Genomic DNA, 20,295 nt, shown 5'->3' with positions numbered 1-20,295 from the left:
GTGGCGCCGCGCGTGGTCGCCGTCGAGGCCGACGGTGGGTCCCGGGGCAACCCCGGCCCCGCCGGCTACGGCGCGGTGGTGCGCGACCCGGAGACCGGGGAGGTGCTCGCCGAGCGCTCCGAGTCGCTCGGCACGGCGACCAACAACGTCGCCGAGTACCAGGGGCTGATCGCCGGGTTGACCGCCGCCGCCGAACTGGGTGCCGCCGAGGTGGACGTCCGGATGGACTCCAAGCTGGTGGTCGAGCAGATGTGCGGCCGGTGGCAGATCAAGCACCCCGGCCTGCGACCCCTCGCCGCGCAGGCCGCCGGGTTGGTGGGCCGTTTCACCGCGGTCCGGTTCACCTGGATCCCCCGCGAGCAGAACCGGCACGCCGACGCCCTCGCCAACGCCGCCATGGACGCCGCCACCGGTCGATCCCCGGCGAAACCGACCGCCGCTCAGCGCCCGGCGACGCCCGCGACCGGCACCGACCCGGCGACCGCGCCGGCCTCGTGGGAGCCGCGACCAAGCTTCACCGCCACCCGGCTGATCCTGGTCCGGCACGGCGAGACCGAGTACACCGAGCAGCGGCGCTACTCCGGCCGTGGCGACGTGCCGCTCTCCGAGACAGGCCGGGCCCAGGCCCGCGCCACCGGCGCCCGGGTGGCCGCGCTGGCGCCGTCCGTCGCGGCCGTGCTCAGCTCACCGCTGTCCCGGTGTACGTCCACCGCCGCGGCGATCGCCGGGGCGCTCGGTGACGTGCCGGTCCGCACCGACGACGACCTGATCGAGTGCGACTTCGGCCAGTGGGAGGGGCGCACCTTCGCCGAGGTGCGCCAGGAGTGGCCGGGGGAGATGGACGCCTGGCTCGCCTCACCCCGGATCGCCCCGCCGGGCGGGGAGTCGTTCACCCACGTCGCCGAACGCGCCCACCGCGTCATCGCGGGGCTCCTCACCGCGTACCCCGGGGAGACCGTGGTGGTCGTCTCCCACGTCTCGCCGATCAAGCTGGTGCTGCGCGACGCGCTCGCGGCCGGCGACGGGTTCCTGCATCGGCTCTTCCTGGACGCGGCCGGCATCTCGGTGCTCGACATGTGGCCCGACGGCGGCGTCGCCGTCCGCACGGTCAACGACACCGCCCATCTCTCCGAGATCGACTAATTCCCATCTGTCGGGAGGGTTCCGGCTCGAGGGGCCGAACCTGTGCGGAAACTGTTGACAGTGGATGGACCCCGGTTCAAGATCGGTTCGTGCGAAGCGTTCACCTGACGAAGCGGGGTCACATCGACCTCCTGCGCGTCGCCAGCGCCGCCTGTCGACGCTCCATCTGACGCCGGGTTCCTCCCTCCCTCGCACGCTGCAGGCGTTCCCCATCCCCGCTGGTCTCCGGCCCCGCGGCGCGTCCGCCTGCGCGTCCCCCTCCGACAGGAGATCCGTCATGCTGTCCACAAGACGTCTACCCCGGCTCGCCGCGACCGCGGTGAGCGCCGCGCTGCTCGCGACCGTGGCCCTGACCGAGCCGGCGTCCGCCACCGCGCTGCCCACGGTGCCGCCGACCGCCGTCGATCTCTCCGACGTACGCGGCTACCCCCGCCAGAGCACCCTGCCGGTCTGGCCGGACAACCCGGCCGACGCTTCCATCCCGATCGGCGTGACCCCGTACGACGACATCGCGCCGAAGCTGAACGCGCTCCAGCGGGCCAGCGACCGGGTCTCCGCCCGGGTCGCCGGGAAGTCCGCCGGCGGCTACGACCTGTACGCGGTCACCGTGACCGCGCCGGAGAGTCGCAGCGAGGCGCGGCAGCAGGAGACCTGGAAGCGGCTCATCGAGGACGAGCCGGCCCGGGCGCAGCGGGACCGCAAGCTGCTCGCCGGCTACAAGACCCCGCTCTTCGTCAACGCCAACATCCACGGCAACGAGTGGGAGGGCACCGACGCCGCTCTGCGGGTGATCGAGGAGTTCGCCACCGACCGCACCCCGGAGGTCGCCGAGCTGCTGCGGCGCAACCGGCTGGTCTTCAACATCACCTCGAACCCGGACGGCCGAGTCGCCGGCACCCGGGCCAACGCGGCCGGCTACGACCTCAACCGCGACCTGACCATCGTCGCGCAGCCGGAGACCAACCTCATCCGCGACCTGATCATCGACACCAAGCCGATCATCACGCTGGACCTGCACGGGTACGTCAACCCGACCCTGCTGCACCCCAGCACCCCGCCGCACAACGTCAACAACGAGTACGACCTGTACATCAAGCACGGCCTGCCCAACGCGTTGGCGATCGAGGAGGGCCTGCGCGGCCTCGGGTACGCCGAAACCCAGCGGGCCCGGATCCCGTTCCGCGATGACGAGCCGGGCGTGTGGGACGACTTCCCACCGATCTACGTGCCGTCGTTCGCCATGTTGCAGAGCAGCATCCCGTACACCATCGAGGCTCCGCTGAACCCGCGTGGCGGTTCGCTCACGCCGGCCGAGCGGGTACGCCGCTCCGGTATCAACACCGACGTGCATGAGGTGGCCATCCGCACCTCGTTGCGCTACATCCAGGACCACCGGGCCGAGGTGCTGCACGACCAGGCCGAGGTCTACCGCCGGGGCCTGGCCGGTGAGCCGTTGCGCGAGCTCCCCGACGGCTACGTGCCGGGCTGGGGACCGGAGGACAACTACAACACCACCTTCCCCCGGGCATACGTCATCCCGAGCGGCACCGGTCAGCGTTCCGAGCCGGCCGCGGCCCGCCTGGTCGACCTGCTGATCGGCAGCGGTGGCCGGGTGTGGCAGGCGAAGAAGTCGTTCACCGCTGGCGGCAAGCGCTACCAGGCCGGCTCGTACGTCATCGACATGCATCAGCCCAAGCGCGGCCTGGTCAACTCACTGCTCGAACCGGGCGCGGACATCACCGACCGGGTGAACGACCTGTACGCCGGACCGGCCGCCTGGAGCCAGGGGCTCACCTGGGGCGCCACCGTGGACACCCTGTGGGACAACCTGCCCCGGGTACGCCTGGAGCGGACCTACGACGGGCGCGCCGAGGGCACGCTGCCCGCCGGCTGGTCCGACCTGCGCCTGGATCTGCGGGACGCCGCCGACCTGCTCGCGGTGAACTCGCTGCTCGCCAAGGGCGTCGCGGTCTACCGGCTCGCCGACGGGTCGGTGGTCGTTCCCGGCACTCCGGGCAACCGCAAGCTGGCCGGCGCCGAGGTCCGAGCTCACGCGGTCAGCTTCGAGCGGGCGCCGTCCCGTTGGCGGGGCACCCGGCTGGACCGGGTCGTGGTCGGCTACCTCGGTACGGTCGAGGAGCGGGACACCCTCGCCGACCTCGGCTTCGAGGCGCGTGCGGTGACCGCCGCGACGCTGACCGACACGTTGACCGAGGACGTCGACGTCCTGCTGGTCGCCGGCAACGTCAACCTGGCGGACCTGACCGCCGAGAACCGGGCCGCCCTGGACCGCTTCCTCGCCGCAGGCGGTGGCGTGGTCGGCCTGGGCACCGCCGGGGCGTCCTTCAGCAACGCCGCCGCGCTGCTGACCGTGACCGCCACCGCGGCGCCGAGCCTGGCCAGCGGGGTGGCCAACATCGTGAACAACGGGGGACCGGTCACCACCTCGGCGATACCGCACACGTTCATCAGCCAGCCCGTCTGGTTCACGAACCTGGGTGCGAACGTCGAGGTCGAGCAGTCGTACGCGGCCGACCCGCTGCTCTCCGGTTGGTGGGCCACCGACGGCGCGAACGGGCAGGCCGCGGCGGCCAACCAGGCCAGCATCGTGCGGGGTGTCTCCGCCGGGGGCAACGGTGTGGTGCTGTTCGGCACCGACCCGACGTTCCGTCTGCACCCGAAGGGTCTGCAGTCGCAGCTCGGCCGGGCCGTGCTCTGGGCGGCACAGCGCTGACCTCGGCTGGGTGAGCCAGCGATCGGCCTTGGCTGGCTGAGCCAGCGATCGGCCTTGGCTGGCTGAGCCAGCGATCGGCCTTGGCTGGCTGAGCCAGCGACCGTCCTTCGTGGGGCCCGGGTGCGAACCGCACCCGGGCCCCACACCGTCGGCGGTCAGCCGTAGCTGCTCATCCGTCAGGCGAGCCGGGCACGCCGTTCGGCGCAGCCGGCCGGCCGTTCAGCGCAGCACCTTTCGAGCGGGTCAGGTGACGGCCATCACAGGGTCGTAGCCTCCGGCCGTTACATCGAATGCCTCGACTCCCCGGAGGTGTGTCAGATGGCTGCACCCGAACCGGAGGCGCCTACCACGGCGCCGTCCAGGGCGAAGGACCACAGCCCCTGGAACTGGTTGCTCTTCATTCCCATCGTGGTGCCGCTGATCCCGGTCTTCTTCAATGGCGACTCGCCCCGGGTCTTCGGCTTCCCACGCTTCTACTGGCTGCAACTGGCCTTCATCCTGCTCGGCGTTGGCACCACCACGTTGGTGTACCAGATGACGAAGAAGCGGGGGAGCCGCTGATGTGGCGCGACCATCTCACCGAGATCATCGTCTTTTCCGTGCTGTTCCTCCTGGTCAGCGCGATGGGCTTCGTGGCCGCTCGCTGGCGGGCACCGAAGGACATGGCGCACCTGGACGAGTGGGGGCTGGGCGGGCGCAGCTTCGGCGGCTGGATCACCTGGTTCCTGGTCGGCGGTGACCTCTACACCGCGTACACCTTCGTGGCGGTGCCGGCGTTGATGTTCGGTGCCGGCGCGGCGGGGTTCTTCGCCGTGCCGTACACGATCGTCATCTACCCGCTGGTCTTCCTGGTGCTGGTGCGGCTCTGGTCGGTGTCGCACCGGCACGGGTTCGTCACGCCGGCCGACTTCGTCCGCACCCGGTTCGACTCCCCGGTGCTGGCGCTGCTGATCGCCATCACCGGCATCGTCGCCACCATGCCGTACATCGCGTTGCAGTTGGTCGGCATCGAGGCGGTGCTCAAGACGATGGGCGTCACCGGCGACAACGCGCTGGCCCGGCACCTGCCGATCATCATCGCGTTCGCCATCCTGGCCGCCTACACGTACCAGTCGGGGCTGCGCGCGCCGGCGCTTATCGCGTTCGTCAAGGACAGCCTGATCTACATCGTCATCCTGGTGGCGATCGTCTACCTGCCGTACAAGCTGGGCGGCTGGGGTGACATCTTCGCCGCCGCGGACGCGAAGTTCGACGCCTCACCCAACCCGAACGACGGCATCCTGCTCAACGGCAACAACCAGCTTCAGTACGTCACGTTGGCGCTCGGCTCGGCGTTGGCGCTCTTCCTCTACCCGCACAGCATCACCGGTGTGCTGGCCAGCAAGAACCGGGACGTGATCAAGCGGAACATGTCGGCGCTGCCGGCGTACAGCCTGCTGCTCGGGTTGATCGCGCTGCTCGGCTACATGGCCATCGCGGCCGGCGTGAAGCCGCTGCCCGGGGCGAAGGAGGGGACGGTCGACAGCAACACCGTCGTGCCGTTGCTGTTCGACCAGCAGTTCCCGGACTGGTTCGCGGGCGTCGCGTACGCGGCGATCGGCATCGGCGCGCTGGTGCCGGCGGCGATCATGTCGATCGCGGCGGCGAACCTGTTCACCCGCAACATCTACAAGGAGTACCTGAAGCGGGACGCCTCCCCGGCCCAGGAGGCGAACGTCTCGAAGATCACCTCGCTGGTGGTGAAGGTCGGCGCGGTGGCCTGCATCGTCTTCCTCGACCCGCAGTTCTCCATCGACCTGCAGCTGATCGGCGGCGTGATCATCCTGCAGACGCTGCCGGCGGTGGCGCTGGGCCTCTACACCCGCTGGTTCCACCGCACCGGGCTGATCGTCGGCTGGGCGGTCGGCATGGGGCTGGGCATGTGGATGCTCTACCAGGTGGCCAGCCCGACGCGGAAGCACTTCGGTGGCTCGGCGTTCCCGCTGTCGGAGTTCGGCTTCGACACCACCCGGACGATCTACGTCGGCATCGTGGCGGTGGCCGTCAACCTGGCCGTGGCGGCGCTGGTGACGCTGGCGCTGCGGGCCGCCAAGGTGGCGGAGGGAGTCGACGGCACCACGCCGGACGACTACTTCGCCGACGAGGGCGACCCCCGGGTCACCCCCGGCGCCGAACGCGACGCCGACTCGGCCCGCGAACCGGTCGCCTGACCTCGGGTACGCCCGGGCGCCGACGTGGTCGGTGCCCGGGCGTACCTGTTCCGCGGCCGCTGGCCGCCGGTGGCCGGGTGCCTGGGCCTGCCGGGGTTTGCCGGGGTTTGCCGCCAAGATCGTGCTCGATCATTGTTGTAGTGGTGTCGGACCGCGCGGGATGCCACTACAACCAGGATCGAGCGCGATCTTGGCGGTGGGAAAGGAGCCCCGCCACCTGGAGGTGGGTCAGCGGGGGCGGTTGCGGTTTACCAGGGCCTGGTTGAGGCGGCCCAGGAGGGCGGCGAGCGTGGCCCGGTCCTCGGCGCTCCAGTCGCCCAGCATGTCGCCGTAGAGCCGGGTACGGGCGGCCTGCACGGCGGCCATCCGCTGCAGGCCGGCGGAGGTGGGGGAGATGACCGTGCCCCGCCCGTCGGTCGGATCCGGGGCGCGGGTGATCAGGCCGTCCCGCTGTAGCGCGGACACCTGCCGGGTCACGGTCGAGCCGTCCAGGTTGAGCCGCGCGGCGAGCGCGGAGACGTTCTGCGGCCCGGCGTCGTCCAGGTGGCGCAGGATGACGTACGCCGCCCGGTCGAGCACCCGGTGCTCGGCGGTGCCGGTGGCCCGCCGGGTCGCCTCGCCGAACCGCATCAGCAGGGCAACCTCGGTTTCGATCCGGCCGAGGGTGCTCTCGTGGTCGTCGCTCATAGCTGTATGATACAGAATAAGTACCTGCATAATACAGCTAGTTGAGGAGTCGGAGTGGATCGGCGTTCCGAACCGAACCGCAGTGCCATCTACGCCACCACGCTGGTGGCCTTCCTCGCCATCGCCGGCATCGCCGTGGTCGACCCGATCCTGCCGGCCATCGGCGACGCGATCGGAGTCACCGCCTGGCAGGTCGAGCTGCTGTTCACCGCGTACATCGCGGTCATGGCTCTCGGCATGATCCCGGCGACGCTGGCCAGCGGCCGGTTCGGCTTCAAGCCGGTGCTCATCACCGGCGTCTCCGTGGTCGGCCTCGCGGCGATCCTCGCCTCGTTCAGCGACAACATCGTGCAGCTGTCCGTGCTGCGCGGTGTCTGGGGGCTGGGCAACGCGATGTTCTTCGCCACCGCCATGGTCGTGCTGGTCAACCTGGCCATCGACCGGGAATGGGTGGTCGGCCTCTTCGAGACCGCCCTCGGCCTCGGCTTTGCTGTTGGCCCGCTGATCGGCGGCCTGCTCGGCCAGATCACCTGGCGGCTGCCGTTCTTCGTCTGCGGCGTCTTCATGCTCTTTGCTCTCGGGGTGGCCGCCCTCAAGCTCCGCGAGCCCACCAACCGCCAGGCACCGGTACGCGTCGGCCAGATCTTCGCCACCTACCGCCGGCCGGCGTTCATCGCCCTCTGCGTGGTGACCGGCACGTACAACTTCGTGTTCTTCGTGGTGCTCGGCTACACGCCGCTCTTCCTGGGGCTGGACATCGTCCCGCTGGGGCTGGCGTTCACCGGCTGGGGTCTCGGCCTGGCCACCGGCATCATGGTGATCGGCCACCGGCTGGCCCACCGGATCGGCGCGGTGCAGACAGTCGGCGTCGCCATCGCCGGGCTGCTGGTCTGCATGGTTCTCTTCGCCACCTCGACCAGCACCGCCGAGTCGCTCGTGGTGCTGGTGCTCTCCGGGCTCTGCATGGGGCTGGCCAACGCCAACCTCACCGACCTGGCGCTCGGTCTCGGCTCCAGCGACCGTCGGGTCGCCACCGGCGCGTTCAACCTGGTCCGCTGGGGTGCCGCCGCGCCGGCGCCGATCATCTCCGGCAAGCTCGCCGAGCACTCACTGTCGCTGCCGTTCTGGGTCGGCTTCGGGGTGCTCGCCGTCGGCGTGCTGGTCTACCTGGCCTTCGCGCACCTGATGGCCGCCGGCTACGGCGAGCGGGTGCTCTGGTCCCGCTGGAACCGGGCCGCCGCCAACTCGGAGCACGCCGTCGAGGAGCCGGTCGGCGAGACGTACTGACCGTCGCCAGAGGTCAGGTCAGGGCGCGCCAGAGCAGGTAGAGGCCGATCACCGTGCCGAACACCACGATCACCGTCTTGAGCACCACCGACGGCAGCCGGCGAACCAGCCGGGCGCCCACGTACCCCCCGATCAGGGTGGCCGGCGCGACCACCGCGACGGCCGCCCAGTTGACCGGGCCGAACAGGGCGAACACCACGAGCGTCGTCAACCCCACCAGCGCGGAGAGCAGATTCTTGATCGCGCTCACCCGCGCCAGGGTCGCGTCCAGCACCAGGGCCAGCCCGGCGACCAGCATCACCCCGAGCGCCGCACCGAAGTACCCGCCGTACACCGCACCGAGCGCGACCATCGTCTGCACCGCGACCGTCCGCTGACGCGGCGACATGTCCCGAGGGTGACCGACAAGCCGGCGCAGCGGGTCCTGGAAGGCCAGCACCGCGGTCGCGCCCAGCACCAGAAACGGCACGACCAGCTCGAACGCGCGGGCCGGGGTGGCCAGCAACAGCAACGCCCCGAGAATCGTGCCGATGATGGTGGGGGGCACCAGCGTGGCCAGCGCGCGGGGGCGCGGCAGGTCCGCCCGGCTGCCGGCCACGCTGGCCAGGTACCCGGGGAACACGGCGATCGAGTTGCTGACGTTCGCCGGAATCGGGGGCAACCCGACCGCGATCAGCGCCGGAAAGGTGATCAGCGAACCACCGCCGGCCACCGCGTTGACCGTGCCAGCGGCGAGACCGGCGGCGAGCAGCAGCGCGGCGTGGGAGAGATCCATAGCCCCACGAGGCTAGCCGTCGCCTTTGCGGGACGGATTTGCGGGACTGCCCTTGAGCTGCGCGATCTTGCCCAGGCGGGGCGGGAGTGTTGGCGGAGCGTCCGTCGTTAGGATGGGAGCGCGACGGACGAGTCGACCGGGCGGCCGCGTCGGCGGGCTTCGGCCCGCCGCCGAGGAACGTCCGGACTCCACAGGGCAGGGTGGTTGTTAACGGCAACCCGGGGCGACCCGCGGGACAGTGCCACAGAAAACAGACCGCCGACCCCAACGGGGACGGTAAGGGTGAAACGGTGGGGTAAGAGCCCACCAGCACCCCGGGTGACCGGGGTGGCTCGGTAAACCCCACCCGGAGCAAGGCCAAGTAAGGGCCGTCACCGCAAGATGACGACCCCGCGCAGACGCTTGAGGGCTGCCCGCCCGATGTCTGCGGGTAGGCCGCTGGAGCCTGCCGGCAACGGCAGGCCGAGATGGATGGCCGCCGCCGGCGCAAACCCCTTGGGGTACGCGCCGCGCACAGAATCCGGCGTACAGGTCGACTCGTCCGTCGCCCACCAGGTCGTATGTTCTGACGTCCGTTGGCGTGGTGGCCAACATTGGGCGACGTTTACGCCCTGAGCGCGCCCTGATCTTGGGGCAGCACCGTCAGCTTGGGAACTCGCTGGGGTGCACGGCGACCCCAAGGTCAACAGGCGGCGCTCCTGGTCACGGCGGCCCCGGTTGTCCGCTGTTCCCCGGTGACGTCCCGCCGGTACGGGCGCGTGGGCCCACGCCGGAGATGTGGAAGGCTACTGGCGTGCGGGGCACCCGTACGCAAAGCAGGCCACGTTTGGTGAGCCCGTTGAGAGAAGACACCAGTGAGCGTCGACCCCTCGCTGAAGAAGGCTCTACGCCAACTCCGAAACACCCGCGCGAGGCGACCTGCCGATCTCGTCGATCCGGCCGAATTCGCTGCATGGCGCGACGCAATAGCGGAGGCCCTGGAGGAGATAGCCGCTGCCGCTCCTGATTGGGATGATCGCCTCCGAGACCAGGCGTATTCGGAGGCGAAGGCCGCCCGTGCGCAGGCAGTCCAGATCCGCAGCACCATCAACCGGTCGGACGACCACGGTCAACTCTGACGTGACGACCAGCCGCAATGAGTGGGCTCCCGGTGCGGGGCGGGGGCGGCGTCCGGCGGTGTCGGTGGCTTCCGGCCGGGCGGCCTACCGTCGCCGCGCCGCGCCTTGATCTACAACAGAGGGAATTGGCAGCAGCGTTTGGGGGCGATAGGTGGGAGCGAGACAATTCGCCTACAAGCTCTGTGCACCCCGTCCGGGAGTTGGCGTCCCGCCGTGCTGGCGGCCGGCATCACGCCGATCCGGGCCACCGGGATGCACGCGCTACGCCACTTCTACGCCTCGTCGCTGCCCGACGCGGGGGAGAGCATCAAAGCGCTCGTGTCGTACCTCGGCCACGCCGACCCGGGGTTCACCCTCCGGGTCTACACGCACCTGATGCCGGCGAGCGAGGAACGCACTCGCATTGCGATCGACAGACTCTTCTCACCGGCGCAGGGGCAATGAGGAACGAGCGCCATGGCGTGGGCCGCTAGACCGTCAGGGGTGCCTTGTAGCCTCCGCGTATGTCTCGGTCTCGCCGAAAGAAGAAGAATTCCCCAAGTCGCGGCCAAAAGGGCATAGCGATTTATTACGACATGCGCGTCGAGGACAATTTCGAGCGATGCGCGCAGCGTTTGGTGGAAACGGTGGCATTCGCTGCTCGAACGGAACCCCGCAGAAAGCGGTACCTGTACCTGGATGTTCAGGGTCACAAAAACGATGCGGGTGGTTACGACCGAGATGCATACGAGATTATGAAAGAATTCTTGGTGGGCTTTTTGATGCCGTATCTTGCGGAGGCTCACACGCCGCTCGGGGCGTTTCGAAATCCTAAGGGGCAGCGGGAGGATGTTCCTGAAGTTTTGGAGATCAAAGACCCAGACGAACGTCCGGACGAGTTGCTTAACCTGAAGATGCGAGTCAGGGGGCGGGCTCAAGACGGTCGACGGTCAAGGCCGCCACTGTCGATGATCAGCGACTACCTCGGGTTAGAGGAAGCAGCCTGCATCATCTGTTGGTCGACGCCGGTCCATCGTGCTCACGCCGTGCCGGATGGCTTGGGCGGTTCGAATGATGTCCGAAACTTTGCCCCTCTCTGTGAGGAACATCATCGGCAAGCGCCTGATGTGATCGACGCGGAATCCTTCTGGAGTTGGATCGACTATGCCTGCGAAAAGGAGGCGGGCAAGCGCCTTGCGCTTATGCATAAAGTGGCGCCTGCGCTGATCCCTGATCCAGGCCCAGAGCCGGTCCGTCCTCCGGGCACATTCTTCGAGCAGGTGAAGCGTGAGTTGATTGACCTTTACGGTTGGGTGGAGAGCGACTTTGAAGGGCTCGCGTGGGGTCGTGTGCTTGATGAATTCTATGTCGTTCTAGAGCAGGCAACCGGCAAGCATTTCGGAGTTGATCGCAAGGTTTCGACCTACGCGTGGGCCTACAACGTGGCCAAGAAGCGAGTGCAGCTGAAGGGCCTTGCAGGTGATGACACTTTCCGCGCATGACGCCCTGAGCGGGTGTCAGGCGAACGACATGCCTGCTCAGGATATGTTGCTTCAGAATCCGGCGTACAGGTCGACTCGTCCGCCGCCCATCAGCCTAGAGCCGCGATCAAGGCTTTGAGCTGGCCCTTTGTCCGGGTGTCGATGGTCGTCGAATGTCAACATCGAGCGGACTCGGAGACACGCTCGTGGCAGGGTCTTCTACGGGTGCCCCCGAATGAACGCCAGATTCCCTCGCACCGTCGCGGTTAGATGGTGATCCCTGCCGAGCGCACGCTCGCAGTTGGCCAGCACTGTCTCCAAAAGGTTGACCGCCTGGCCGCGGCGACCGATCGAATGGTAGACGCCGGCGAGGTCGTTCTGGGTGTTCAACGTGTCGGGGTGGTCGGGGCCGAGCACGCGTAGGTGGTCTGCGCACAGCTTTTCCAGGGCGTCCGCGGCGCCGAGCTCGTCACCGGCCTCACTGTGCCAATTGGCGAGGTGGCGACGCGTGGCTAGCGTGGCGGGATGATCCGGGCCCAGGACCCGCAGATTGTCGACAAGTAACTCCTCGAACGCGGTGGCCGCTCCAGCCGGGTCGCCGGCCATGCCGCGCCAGTGGGCGAGGTGAAGCTGAATCGACATGGTGCGGGCATGGTCGGGACCTGGGTTCAGGAGACGCACCTGGTCTGCCAGCAATTCCTCAAGAGCCCGAACCGCACCGGCCGGGTCACCGGCCCGACCATGCCAGTGTGCGAGGTCGTTACGAGTGCCAAGGGTTTCAGGGTGCCCGGGCCCCTGGATCCGGAGCAGGTCCGTGAGCAGCTCATCAAGGGCCGTGACGGCTGCCTCCGGGTCGCCGGCTTCACCGCGTGCGTAGGCGAGTTGGTGTCGCGTGGCCAGGGTGTCGTCATGGTCGGGGCCGAGTACCCGCAGCCGGTCCACGAGGAGCTGTTCCAACTCACGTACGGCACCGCCCGGGTCCAAAGTCAACGCGTGCAGGGCGGCAAGGTGGTGGCGGGTCGTCAGCGTGTCGGGGTGATCTGGGCCGAGCACCGCTTCACTATCGGTGCGGGTGGCTTGGAGGAGGGAACCGGCGCGGGCAACGTCCCCGACATCGTGTAGCGATTCGGCGGCCCATCGGCAAAGCGTGAGGAGCAGGGGCGAAGGTCGAACCGAGTGACCGCGTAGGGCGAGGATATGGGCGACCAGTTCGTCCAGCTCGGTCCTACGGTGGGCGGCTTGGTCCATCGGTAGGTCCTGAGTGAGAGTGTCGAGTGCGTCCGTGGCGGTTGTGATGGCTTCGATCAGCGCGGTGCCGGCCTGGTGGCGGATTACTCGGGCGGTCAGGCGGTGCACCGAGATGACCACGCCATCGTCGCCGTGCTCGTCCTCTGCCGCGCCACCGAGGCTGACCAGCGACGCGGTGGTGAGCACCTCGAGCGCCCGTCCTAGACCACCGGACAACCCAAGAGCAGGTAGCGCTCGGGCGAGCAGTTTGCGGCTGATCCCGTCCGGAGATAGCACCGACAGCACTCTCAGTAACGCCGAAGCGTCCCCCATAGGATCGGCGCGGTCCAGGCCCGCCACGCTGAGTTGGGTTGCCTTCAGGACCCCCGGATGGTCCGCGCCGGCCTGCCGGCGTAGTACCTCATCGAGATTTTGTCCCTCCAGGGCCTGAAGATACTGCCGGTACGACCACCGGTCCCGGTTGATGGAGGCAGCGACCTGCGCCAAGGCCAACGGCAACCAGCCCAGACGCACACCGAGCTCGGCCGCATCCGCACCGCGCGGTAGACCCGTCGCCGTCTGCAGGAACGCCTGCCCCTGCGAGGGCGTGAACATTCCCACCGGCACCGCGGAGATTCCCGCCATGCTGGTGAACTCCTGCCGGTTCGTAGTAATGATCACCTTGGCGGTGCCGGTGGCCGGCAGAAACTTGCGCACCGTATCGGGATCATCCACGTTGTCGAAGACGACCAGCCGCCGTGCCCGGCCGGACTGCTCCAGCCAGCCACGCAGCGCCGCTGCCAGCACCTCGGGGTCCTCGTCAGCCCCGCCCAGACCCAGTCGCTGAGCCAGCAACGCCAGGTCGGCCACCGGCCCTGTCTCCGCGTTGACCCACGCCACCAGGTCGTAGTCGTGCGCGACACACTCGCGGGCGAACGCCGCGGCCAGTTGAGTCTTTCCGGCCCCACGAGCACCGGGCAGCGCCACCAGCGCCGCCCGGCCACGTCCACCCAATGCCCGACGCAGCATGGCCATCTCGTCCGGCCGGTCCTGAAACTGCCACGCCGCAAGCGGAATCGCACCGAACACGGATAACTGGCCAGGCACGTCCGCCGCGTGCTCATCGTGGGCGGAGGCCCGATGCCGTGCCCACTCCACCACCAGCGTGGCCGCCACCAGCATTCCGGCCAGCGTCCACACCACCGTCGGCCACCAACGCCCCGACACCTGCACCGTGTTCGTCGCGAGGTTACCTACCAGAGCGAACGCCGCAGCGATCACAACGACGGTCACAGGCGACGGCTTCCGCCCGCCCGCATGACCACGGCCCATAGAACACCTCCGGCAACCGCGACCCGGACGCATAGCAGTGTCACACGTAGATATCGCCGAGGCCCGACCCCGTATTGCTCGACGTCTGACGGCCCGATGACGGCCCAAGCGGCCCAGGACTGCCCACAGCCCTTGTCGGCAGCTTCACCGACCCCGGCTCATCGTGCTGCACCGATGCGGAGGCGATTGCCGTCCGGGTCTACCACCTCAAATTCGCGTCCCCAGTCCTTCTGCCCGACGGTGCCCACGCCGCAGGCTGCCGCTGCGGCATCGATGTCGTCGACGTACAGGTACAACAGTGTCCCCGGCCGGGCATCCCCGGTGTGCTCCGACAGATGGATCTCAACGCCGCCCCGGACGATGCTCACGTAGAGCGGCAAGTCAGGGGCGAACCGGTGCTCCCACTGCCGCAAGAAACCAAGGCGGGCGTACCAAGTCGCGGCGGCATCCGCGTCCGTGGTCCGCAGGACAGGCGCGAGGCGTTCGGTCATCCAGGCAGTCTGGCACCCCAGTTGCGATGAGAAAGCCTCCGTTGATCCGAAGTGCCCTCGGCGCCGCGTCGCAACCGCCAGGTACGAGCGGGGACGACTCCTTGACCCCGAGCAACCAGCACCGCCACGTGAGCTGCACTGTGGCCCTTGACCTGGAAGCGCGGTCCGCCCTCGTCAGTGTTGGTCCACCGGTGTCCGCACCGATCGTCACTCAGTTAGTCACCCACCTGGTAGCCCTGTTGCGGAGCCAGGGATGGGGTCCAAGACCATGACGTCATGGATGAGGCTCGACGACGGTGGCACCAGCAGCATTCGGCGTCGTGGCTTCAGCTCGCCGCCACTCTTCGGAATGAGGGCTGGGAAGCGCAGGTGACGTCTGCGGCAGCTCCAGTGCAGGTAGAAGGGACCCTTCCAAACGGCCATCCGCCGTCGGTGAGTCCATGATCAGGCGACTTGCCCGCCGTTACCTCGGGGAGCGTTAGCCAACCAGGCAAGCATCCTCACCTTGCTAAGGCTTCGGCGGTGCGTCGTTGCGGTCTGCTGCGCCGATTACGGCCGCTCGATGACCTGGGCGACGAACGCGGACCAAGCAGCGGGGGAGAAGGTCAATGCCGGTCTGGCGACGTCCTTCGAGTCACGGACGGCCACAACACCGGGCAGGTCGGTTGCCACCTCGACGCAGTTCCCGCCGCTCGCGCCGCTGCGGGTGGACTTGCGCCACCGGGCGTTACTGAGGTCCATGATGGCTCTCAACTTCCTTCAGCGGGTCGATGGACTGCCGGCGCGGTGGCGCGGTGATCTGGGACGAGGTCGATTGCAGCGTTTTATCCGGCGCGAAGCCCTTCGCGCGCCTAGCGCTGGTTACGGCCGCTCGGCAAGCTGGGCGACGAACGCCCGCCAGGCCGCTGGACCGAAGGCCAGGGCCGGGCCGGAAGGGTCCTTGCTGTCCCGGACGCCGATGACGCCGGGCAGGTTGTCGGCGACCTCGACGCAGTTGCCCCCCGACGAACCGCTGCGCCGGGACTTGCGCCAGGTGGCGTTAGTGAGGTCCATGATCGCTGTGCACTTCCTTCATCAGCTCGTTGGACTGCCGGCGCGGGAGCGCTTCGTTTCGAACGTTCTCCCACCTCGTCTGAAGAGTATGTAGTTCATCTTCGTTATCGACCACGATCCCGCCTAGCTGATTTTCGAGGTGCCCAACCCAGGCTCCGTCGCCGGCTCGCGCCAGCGCGAACGGCCCGGACAGCCCGATGTGGAGACCGGCATCTGCCGGAATCACGTGCACGTGAACGTGGGGCAACTCAGCCACGGCGATGAGGTGGGCGATCTGCTCGGCCATGATGCCCGCATGCTCGTCGCTGGCGCGGCGAAGCGTGGACTCATCCAGCACAGCCACCACCTGCGGGGGTGTGTCACCGGTGAGGATCTTGTGCCGGCTCATGCGGGCGCTCACCTGCTGGTCTACCTCCGTTGCCGACATGAGGTCGTTCAAGCGCATCACCACGCGGGCGTAGTTCTCGGTCTGGAGTAGGCCCGGAATCAGTAGTGGTTCGAAGAGCCGAAGCTGTCGCGCGCCGCGCTCGGCGTCCAGCCACGGCAGAAACCATGACGGTGCGCCGAGTTTCACCACCAGGCGTCCGAACAGCCCGTCGTTACTGAAGGCGCGGTCCGCTCCGCGGATGAAGTCCATCGTCAGTGCACGGGTGCTGCTCTCCACGGCGCTGACATGCGAAGCGCTGAAGCCCGCTGCCCGGCCGAACGCCTCTTGCGTCATCCCGGATGCTCCGCGAGCGCGGCGGATCTCGCTCACGATGAAGTCCGCGAGGGGACTCGGCACATCAGCCACGCAACGCTCCTCAAGTCGGAGATCGACTACCCGGGGCACCACAGGCCTGGAGCCTGTTCCGCCAGCTCAGCCCGGACGCCGTAAGCGCCTTCCGAGCGTAGTCGTCTCCACAGCAGAGTGTCACCAGGCGGCGCGGCTGGCAGGGACCACGAGACCCGGCGGTCGTGTTCGCAGCGGGGCCGCTCCCGTCGGGCGAGCACTCACGGGAGCGGCCCCTTCCCAACGGTGCAGGGGAGACCGTGCCCGACGACAAGCCCGACAAGCCCGAGCCCAAGCCGGCAAGCCCGCGGCCCGCGAACCCGGATGCTCCGATCGCCGTCTACGAGCCGTGGCCGCTCGGGGCGGGGTCTTCGTCCTACCGGCGTTCGGGCGCGAGCCGCGCTTCCGCGTACCCCTGGGGGTTGCGGTGATCGGGACGATGAAGGCCGGCGACGTGGTCTACCTGGCCACTGCCGCGAGCGTGCAGTTCCTGCGCCCGATCTTCGTGCGTGTCATCCGCGAGTTGCCGGAGCGGCACACGTACGACGGGTGGGTGTGGATCGAGGGGTACGAGCTGAACGCGGCGGGCGACGCGGTGGCGCGACGCGAGTTGTACGTGATGCGGGCGGGCGTGCGGTTGCAAGCCCTGCCTGCCGTGCTGACGACGCCCGCCAGACGCCGACGCGTCCGCCGAGGTCCGGTGAGGGTGGGATGACCGCCCGCCCTCGCCCGCACCTGCCGATGCGTCCGGCGTGGCTGTGCCGCAACTGCGCTGCCCCCTGGCCGTGTGGCCCGGCTCAGCTTCACCTCGTGGCCGAGTTCTACGGTCATTCGATCGCGCTGGCGTTCTACCTGGCCGCGTCGATGCAGGAGGCGATCGACGACGTGTACGGGCTGGGGCTGCGCCCGGACCTGCGCGCGATGCACGCCAGGTTCCTCGGGTGGTTGTCGCTGGCCCGCCGCCCTCGCCGGTCACGTCGACTCTGAGTCGGGTCCAGCGAGCGAACCGGCCGGGTGGGTTGCCCCACCCGGCCGGTGTCTGGATCTCAGGAAGCTAGCCCCGCAAGGCTGGCGACCGTCAGTGCTTCTTCTTGAACACCGGCATGGTGTCCAGCGTGGTGGTGATGTTCTGCGTGGTGCCGCCCCGGTACGTCTTCCCGGTGAAGATGTCGGTCCAGCTGTTGCCCGGCGGGAACCACACCGACGTCGTGGCGGTGTTGCCCGGCGTCGTCACCGGTGCCACCAGGTAGTCCGGGCCGTAGAGGTACTCGGAACCGGCGGTGGCGTACGCGGCCTGCTCATTCGGGTAGGCCAGGTACATCGAGCGGACGATGGGCGTACCCGTGCGGGTGGCCTCCTGGGCTGCGGCGTAGGTGTACGGCTGCAGCTCCTTCCGCAGGTTGAGGAACTTCTTGGCCGACGCGTTCGCCTCCGGGCCGTACTGCCAGGGCAGCCGGTCGCTGTGGTTGGAGTGCAGCCGGTCGATCGGCTGGAACGTACCGAACTGAACCCACCGGGCGTAGAGGTCGTCGGGCAGCTTCGTGCTGCCCGGTTCGGTGCCCGGCTCCTGCAGGCCGCCCGTGTGCCCGCCGATGTCGTGGCTGACCGCGGCCAGCCCGGTCGCGGCCGACTCGCCCGGCGTGTAGCCGACCTCCATCTGCAGCGTCTGCCAGTTGGAGGTGGTGTCACCGGTGAAGTGCAGCGTGGTGCGCTTGTCAGCCCACGGTCCGGTCGACACCGGGGTCGGGCTGCTGTAGCCGCCCGCCTGCAACGAGCCGTACGCCCGGGAGAACGCGAAACCGGTCTTGTCGGCGTACTGCTGGTTGATCCACGCGTCCCCGGTCACCCCGGCGAGGGAGGACTTCGTGTTGTCGCAGCACCAGTCCAACCACCAGAGGTCCGGGCCCTTGCTGCCCTTCGGCAGCATCTCGTCGTGGAGCTGCATGTACGCCTTGAGCTGGTCCGGGTCGCCGAAGTCGAACGCGTAGCAGTCGGCACCGCCGTTGCAGCCGACGCGCTGCAGCTTGCCCTTCGCGGTGGCCTGCGCCTTCGCGAACTTCGGGTCCGAGCCGAGGATGCTCGGGTGGATGTTGATGCCGGTGTGCAGGCCCTGCTTCTTGGCCCAGTCGAAGAACGCCTTCGGGTCGGGGATCCGGGTGGGGTCGATGCTCCAGCCGTTCCACTTGTCCGGCGCCTTGATGTCGGTGTCGAGGACAAGCGTGTCCAGCGGCACGCCCTCGGCCTTGGCCCGGGCGACGAGGTCCTGGAATTCGGTCGCGGTGCGGTCGTAGTACTCGGAGTACCACACCCCGTATGCCCACTTCGGCAGCAGCTTCGTGGGTCCGGTCAGGGTCGACAGGTCCTTCAGGCCACGGTTGAAGTCCTGCCCGTACGCGAAGACGTAGCCGTCCTGCTCCGCGGCGGGCCGGGGCTTGGTGTTGCTCAGGGCCGAGGCCGAGTCGTCGAGCAGGTACCAGCCGTCCTGGTAGAGCAGGCCCGGAGCGGTGAGTGCGGCACCGGACACGCCGTCCAGACCCCGGCGGTAGCCGCCGAGCGGCGCGTGCGGGGCGAGCAGCGGGGAGGCCGCGCTGGTGACGGCGACCGTGTCCACATTGACGTTGCAGCTGGCATCGGTGGGACAACCCAGCGTCACGGTGTTGGTGCCGCGGTTGAGGTGGACCGGGACGGCAACGGTGTTCCAGTAGTCCCACCCGCTGGTCGGCGGAAGGGTCGCCGTGACCGGCGCCGCCGTACCCGCCCTGACCGACATGGTGCGCGCCTGGCTCGGCTGGGAGCCGGCCTGGCCGTTGGCGTAGCGGATCTGCACCTGGTAGCGACCCGTGGACGGAACATCCGTCACGGTGAGCGCGTCACTGGACGTGGTGCTTTCCAGGCCGGCCAGGAATCCCGTACCGGAAGCGCCGTTGTGGTCGTTCGCGGGCTTCGCACCGCCGGTCAGCGCGCCGGTCTCGGCCTCTCCCAGCGTGCCGAACCGCAGGGGCTGCGGCTGGGGCGTGGCCGGCTCCGGGAACGAGTCACCCGGGTTGACCACCGCGAGGCTGTCGACGTTCACGTTGCCGGAGTCGTTGGGACCGCGCACGACGCTGATCTCGTGCCGGCCCGCGGTGAGGTCGACCGGCACGTTGGCCGTGCCCCAGGTGTCCCAGTTCGCGGTGGGCGGCAGCGTCAGCGTGTGGCCGGCGTCGCCGTCGACCTGAACCGTCAGGGTGCGGTCCACGGTCTGGCCGTCGCCGCCGGCGCTGTTGGCGTAGCGGACGGTGAGCTGCTTCGTGCCGGCTGCTGGAGCATCGAGCGCGAACGTGACCGAGTCGCCGGACGAGGCGAAACCGGCCGCGAAGCCGCGTCCGGTGAATCCCCGGTGGTCGGTGGCCACACCGGGACCGTTCAACTGCAGCGATTCGGCCTCGCAGAGCGCGCCGAACGCGCAGTCCGGAGCCGTGTGGCCGGCCCAGGGCTGGCCCTGCACGACCTGCTTGCCGGTCTTGAGCTGCACGGTGAGGTTGTCGGCGGTGAACGTGCCCGAGCCGACCCGGTAACGCAACGTCATCGCATCGGTCTCGATGGTGAGCCAGCCGTGCTCGACGTGCTTGGTGAAGCGCGTACGGGAGAAGTCATCGCGCCCGATGGCGTTGAAGGTGGCGGCGTCGGTGAACTTGCCGTCCTTCTGGTACTCGGTGCGGATCAGGGTCGGGGACAGCACCTCGAAACGTGCGTCGCCCGACCGAACGGCTCCGTCTTGCGCCTTGTGCTTGTTTGCCTGGGCCGGCGCGGACGGAGCGAGGATCAGCCCCGTGATGAGAATGCCGGCTGCGGCGGCTGCTGTCGCGCTGCGGCGGCGTGAATCCCGATAGAGCAAGATGCGCTCCTCGTCTCATATGGAAGAAATGAGTCGATGACAACGCTGTCACTGCACCGAAACACATGTCAACGGGCCTCCGGGAGTGTCCCTTCTCTCTTTCGGCAGCGGTCGTGCTCGCCCGGCAGG

General features: G+C 68.7%; 18 protein-coding genes, 1 other RNA gene and 1 pseudogene. 12 read left to right on the top strand and 8 right to left on the bottom strand.

The window, feature by feature from the left end:
- The 5 genes from HNR20_RS06630 to mctP all read left to right on the top strand — a co-directional run bounded on the left by HNR20_RS06630 (position 1) and on the right by mctP (position 6,087).
- Positions 1–1,143 carry a bifunctional RNase H/acid phosphatase gene (locus tag HNR20_RS06630; RefSeq protein WP_184177366.1) on the top strand — a complete coding sequence of 381 codons (1,143 nt, stop codon included), beginning with the start codon at positions 1–3 and terminating at the stop codon, positions 1,141–1,143.
- Positions 1,077–1,313: a putative leader peptide gene (locus HNR20_RS32830; RefSeq protein WP_373291047.1), complete on the top strand. Its 237-nt coding sequence runs from the start codon at positions 1,077–1,079 to the stop codon at positions 1,311–1,313. The genes HNR20_RS06630 and HNR20_RS32830 overlap by 67 nt, the downstream gene beginning before the upstream one ends.
- A 107-nt stretch (positions 1,314–1,420) precedes the next feature.
- Positions 1,421–3,877, top strand: a complete 2,457-nt coding sequence (locus tag HNR20_RS06625) for a M14 family zinc carboxypeptidase (protein WP_184177364.1) — start codon at positions 1,421–1,423, stop codon at positions 3,875–3,877.
- 318 nt (positions 3,878–4,195) lie between these two features.
- Positions 4,196–4,438: a DUF3311 domain-containing protein gene (locus HNR20_RS06620; protein WP_184177362.1), complete on the top strand. Its 243-nt coding sequence runs from the start codon at positions 4,196–4,198 to the stop codon at positions 4,436–4,438.
- A complete protein-coding gene (mctP, locus tag HNR20_RS06615; protein WP_184177360.1) occupies positions 4,438–6,087 on the top strand; it encodes a monocarboxylate uptake permease MctP in 1,650 nt (549 codons plus the stop codon). Before HNR20_RS06620 ends, mctP begins: the two co-directional genes overlap by 1 nt.
- 228 nt (positions 6,088–6,315) lie before the next feature.
- Here mctP and HNR20_RS06610 read toward each other — a convergent pair whose 3' ends face one another.
- On the bottom strand, positions 6,316–6,774 hold the full coding sequence (locus HNR20_RS06610; RefSeq protein WP_184177358.1) for a MarR family winged helix-turn-helix transcriptional regulator: 459 nt from the start codon (positions 6,772–6,774) through the stop codon (positions 6,316–6,318).
- Positions 6,775–6,828: 54 nt separating this feature from the next.
- Here HNR20_RS06610 and HNR20_RS06605 point away from each other — a divergent pair, with 54 nt between their 5' ends.
- Positions 6,829–8,061, top strand: coding sequence for an MFS transporter (locus HNR20_RS06605; protein WP_184177356.1), 1,233 nt, complete (start codon positions 6,829–6,831; stop codon positions 8,059–8,061).
- 13 nt (positions 8,062–8,074) lie between these two features.
- On the opposite strand, the gene HNR20_RS06600 is transcribed toward HNR20_RS06605, so the two are convergent.
- Positions 8,075–8,836 (bottom strand): sulfite exporter TauE/SafE family protein, encoded by a 762-nt coding sequence (locus HNR20_RS06600; protein WP_184177354.1) that lies wholly within the window; start codon positions 8,834–8,836, stop codon positions 8,075–8,077.
- Positions 8,837–8,964: 128 nt separating this feature from the next.
- Between HNR20_RS06600 and rnpB the strand changes: the two genes are divergently transcribed.
- The 4 genes and pseudogenes from rnpB (at position 8,965) to HNR20_RS31895 (ending at position 11,435) form a co-directional block, all read left to right on the top strand.
- An RNA gene (rnpB, locus tag HNR20_RS06595) (RNase P RNA component class A) lies at positions 8,965–9,380 on the top strand.
- A 310-nt stretch (positions 9,381–9,690) separates the two neighbouring features.
- On the top strand, positions 9,691–9,954 hold the full coding sequence (locus tag HNR20_RS06590) for a hypothetical protein (RefSeq protein ID WP_184177352.1): 264 nt from the start codon (positions 9,691–9,693) through the stop codon (positions 9,952–9,954).
- Between the two features lie 198 nt (positions 9,955–10,152).
- A pseudogene (locus tag HNR20_RS32995) lies at positions 10,153–10,398 on the top strand (tyrosine-type recombinase/integrase); the annotation flags it as partial.
- 131 nt (positions 10,399–10,529) lie between these two features.
- The gene (locus tag HNR20_RS31895; protein ID WP_221309727.1) at positions 10,530–11,435 is read left to right on the top strand and encodes an HNH endonuclease signature motif containing protein; all 906 of its coding nucleotides are present in this window, start codon (positions 10,530–10,532) and stop codon (positions 11,433–11,435) included.
- Between the two features lie 198 nt (positions 11,436–11,633).
- Here HNR20_RS31895 and HNR20_RS06575 read toward each other — a convergent pair whose 3' ends face one another.
- The 5 genes from HNR20_RS06575 to HNR20_RS06555 all read right to left on the bottom strand — a co-directional run bounded on the left by HNR20_RS06575 (position 11,634) and on the right by HNR20_RS06555 (position 16,310).
- Entirely contained in the window at positions 11,634–13,973 is a 2,340-nt protein-coding gene (locus tag HNR20_RS06575; protein WP_221309726.1) for a tetratricopeptide repeat protein, read from the bottom strand.
- A 158-nt stretch (positions 13,974–14,131) separates the two neighbouring features.
- Complete coding sequence (locus tag HNR20_RS06570; protein WP_184177348.1) at positions 14,132–14,464, bottom strand: glyoxalase superfamily protein; 333 nt, start codon at positions 14,462–14,464, stop codon at positions 14,132–14,134.
- Positions 14,465–15,013: 549 nt separating this feature from the next.
- Positions 15,014–15,205 (bottom strand): DUF397 domain-containing protein, encoded by a 192-nt coding sequence (locus HNR20_RS06565; RefSeq protein WP_184177346.1) that lies wholly within the window; start codon positions 15,203–15,205, stop codon positions 15,014–15,016.
- A 120-nt stretch (positions 15,206–15,325) separates the two neighbouring features.
- Positions 15,326–15,517, bottom strand: coding sequence for a DUF397 domain-containing protein (locus HNR20_RS06560; protein ID WP_184177344.1), 192 nt, complete (start codon positions 15,515–15,517; stop codon positions 15,326–15,328).
- Positions 15,504–16,310, bottom strand: a complete 807-nt coding sequence (locus HNR20_RS06555; RefSeq protein ID WP_184177342.1) for a helix-turn-helix domain-containing protein — start codon at positions 16,308–16,310, stop codon at positions 15,504–15,506. Before HNR20_RS06555 ends, HNR20_RS06560 begins: the two co-directional genes overlap by 14 nt.
- 418 nt (positions 16,311–16,728) lie before the next feature.
- On the opposite strand from HNR20_RS06555, the gene HNR20_RS06550 reads away from it, so the two are divergent.
- On the top strand, positions 16,729–17,004 hold the full coding sequence (locus HNR20_RS06550) for a hypothetical protein (protein WP_184188081.1): 276 nt from the start codon (positions 16,729–16,731) through the stop codon (positions 17,002–17,004).
- 95 nt (positions 17,005–17,099) lie between these two features.
- A complete protein-coding gene (locus HNR20_RS32200) occupies positions 17,100–17,276 on the top strand; it encodes a hypothetical protein (RefSeq protein ID WP_229687208.1) in 177 nt (58 codons plus the stop codon).
- Positions 17,277–17,367: 91 nt separating this feature from the next.
- Here HNR20_RS32200 and HNR20_RS06540 read toward each other — a convergent pair whose 3' ends face one another.
- Positions 17,368–20,010, bottom strand: coding sequence for a TIM-barrel domain-containing protein (locus HNR20_RS06540; protein ID WP_229687207.1), 2,643 nt, complete (start codon positions 20,008–20,010; stop codon positions 17,368–17,370).
- Positions 20,011–20,295: the final 285 nt, after the last annotated feature.

It is taken from the genome of Micromonospora parathelypteridis (genome assembly GCF_014201145.1).
GTDB lineage: Bacteria > Actinomycetota > Actinomycetes > Mycobacteriales > Micromonosporaceae > Micromonospora > Micromonospora parathelypteridis.
This window is presented reverse-complemented; position numbering and strand designations above follow the sequence as displayed.

Coding starts and splice junctions, on each gene's coding strand:
- HNR20_RS06625 (WP_184177364.1), top strand. CDS start 1,421: ATGCTGTCCACAAGACGTCTACCCCGGCTCGCCGCGACCGCGGTGAGC.
- HNR20_RS06620 (WP_184177362.1), top strand. CDS start 4,196: ATGGCTGCACCCGAACCGGAGGCGCCTACCACGGCGCCGTCCAGGGCG.
- mctP (WP_184177360.1), top strand. CDS start 4,438: ATGTGGCGCGACCATCTCACCGAGATCATCGTCTTTTCCGTGCTGTTC.
- HNR20_RS06610 (WP_184177358.1), bottom strand. CDS start 6,774: ATGAGCGACGACCACGAGAGCACCCTCGGCCGGATCGAAACCGAGGTT.
- HNR20_RS06600 (WP_184177354.1), bottom strand. CDS start 8,836: ATGGATCTCTCCCACGCCGCGCTGCTGCTCGCCGCCGGTCTCGCCGCT.
- HNR20_RS31895 (WP_221309727.1), top strand. CDS start 10,530: ATGCGCGTCGAGGACAATTTCGAGCGATGCGCGCAGCGTTTGGTGGAA.
- HNR20_RS06575 (WP_221309726.1), bottom strand. CDS start 13,973: ATGGGCCGTGGTCATGCGGGCGGGCGGAAGCCGTCGCCTGTGACCGTC.
- HNR20_RS06570 (WP_184177348.1), bottom strand. CDS start 14,464: ATGACCGAACGCCTCGCGCCTGTCCTGCGGACCACGGACGCGGATGCC.
- HNR20_RS06565 (WP_184177346.1), bottom strand. CDS start 15,205: ATGGACCTCAGTAACGCCCGGTGGCGCAAGTCCACCCGCAGCGGCGCG.
- HNR20_RS06560 (WP_184177344.1), bottom strand. CDS start 15,517: ATGGACCTCACTAACGCCACCTGGCGCAAGTCCCGGCGCAGCGGTTCG.
- HNR20_RS06550 (WP_184188081.1), top strand. CDS start 16,729: ATGAAGGCCGGCGACGTGGTCTACCTGGCCACTGCCGCGAGCGTGCAG.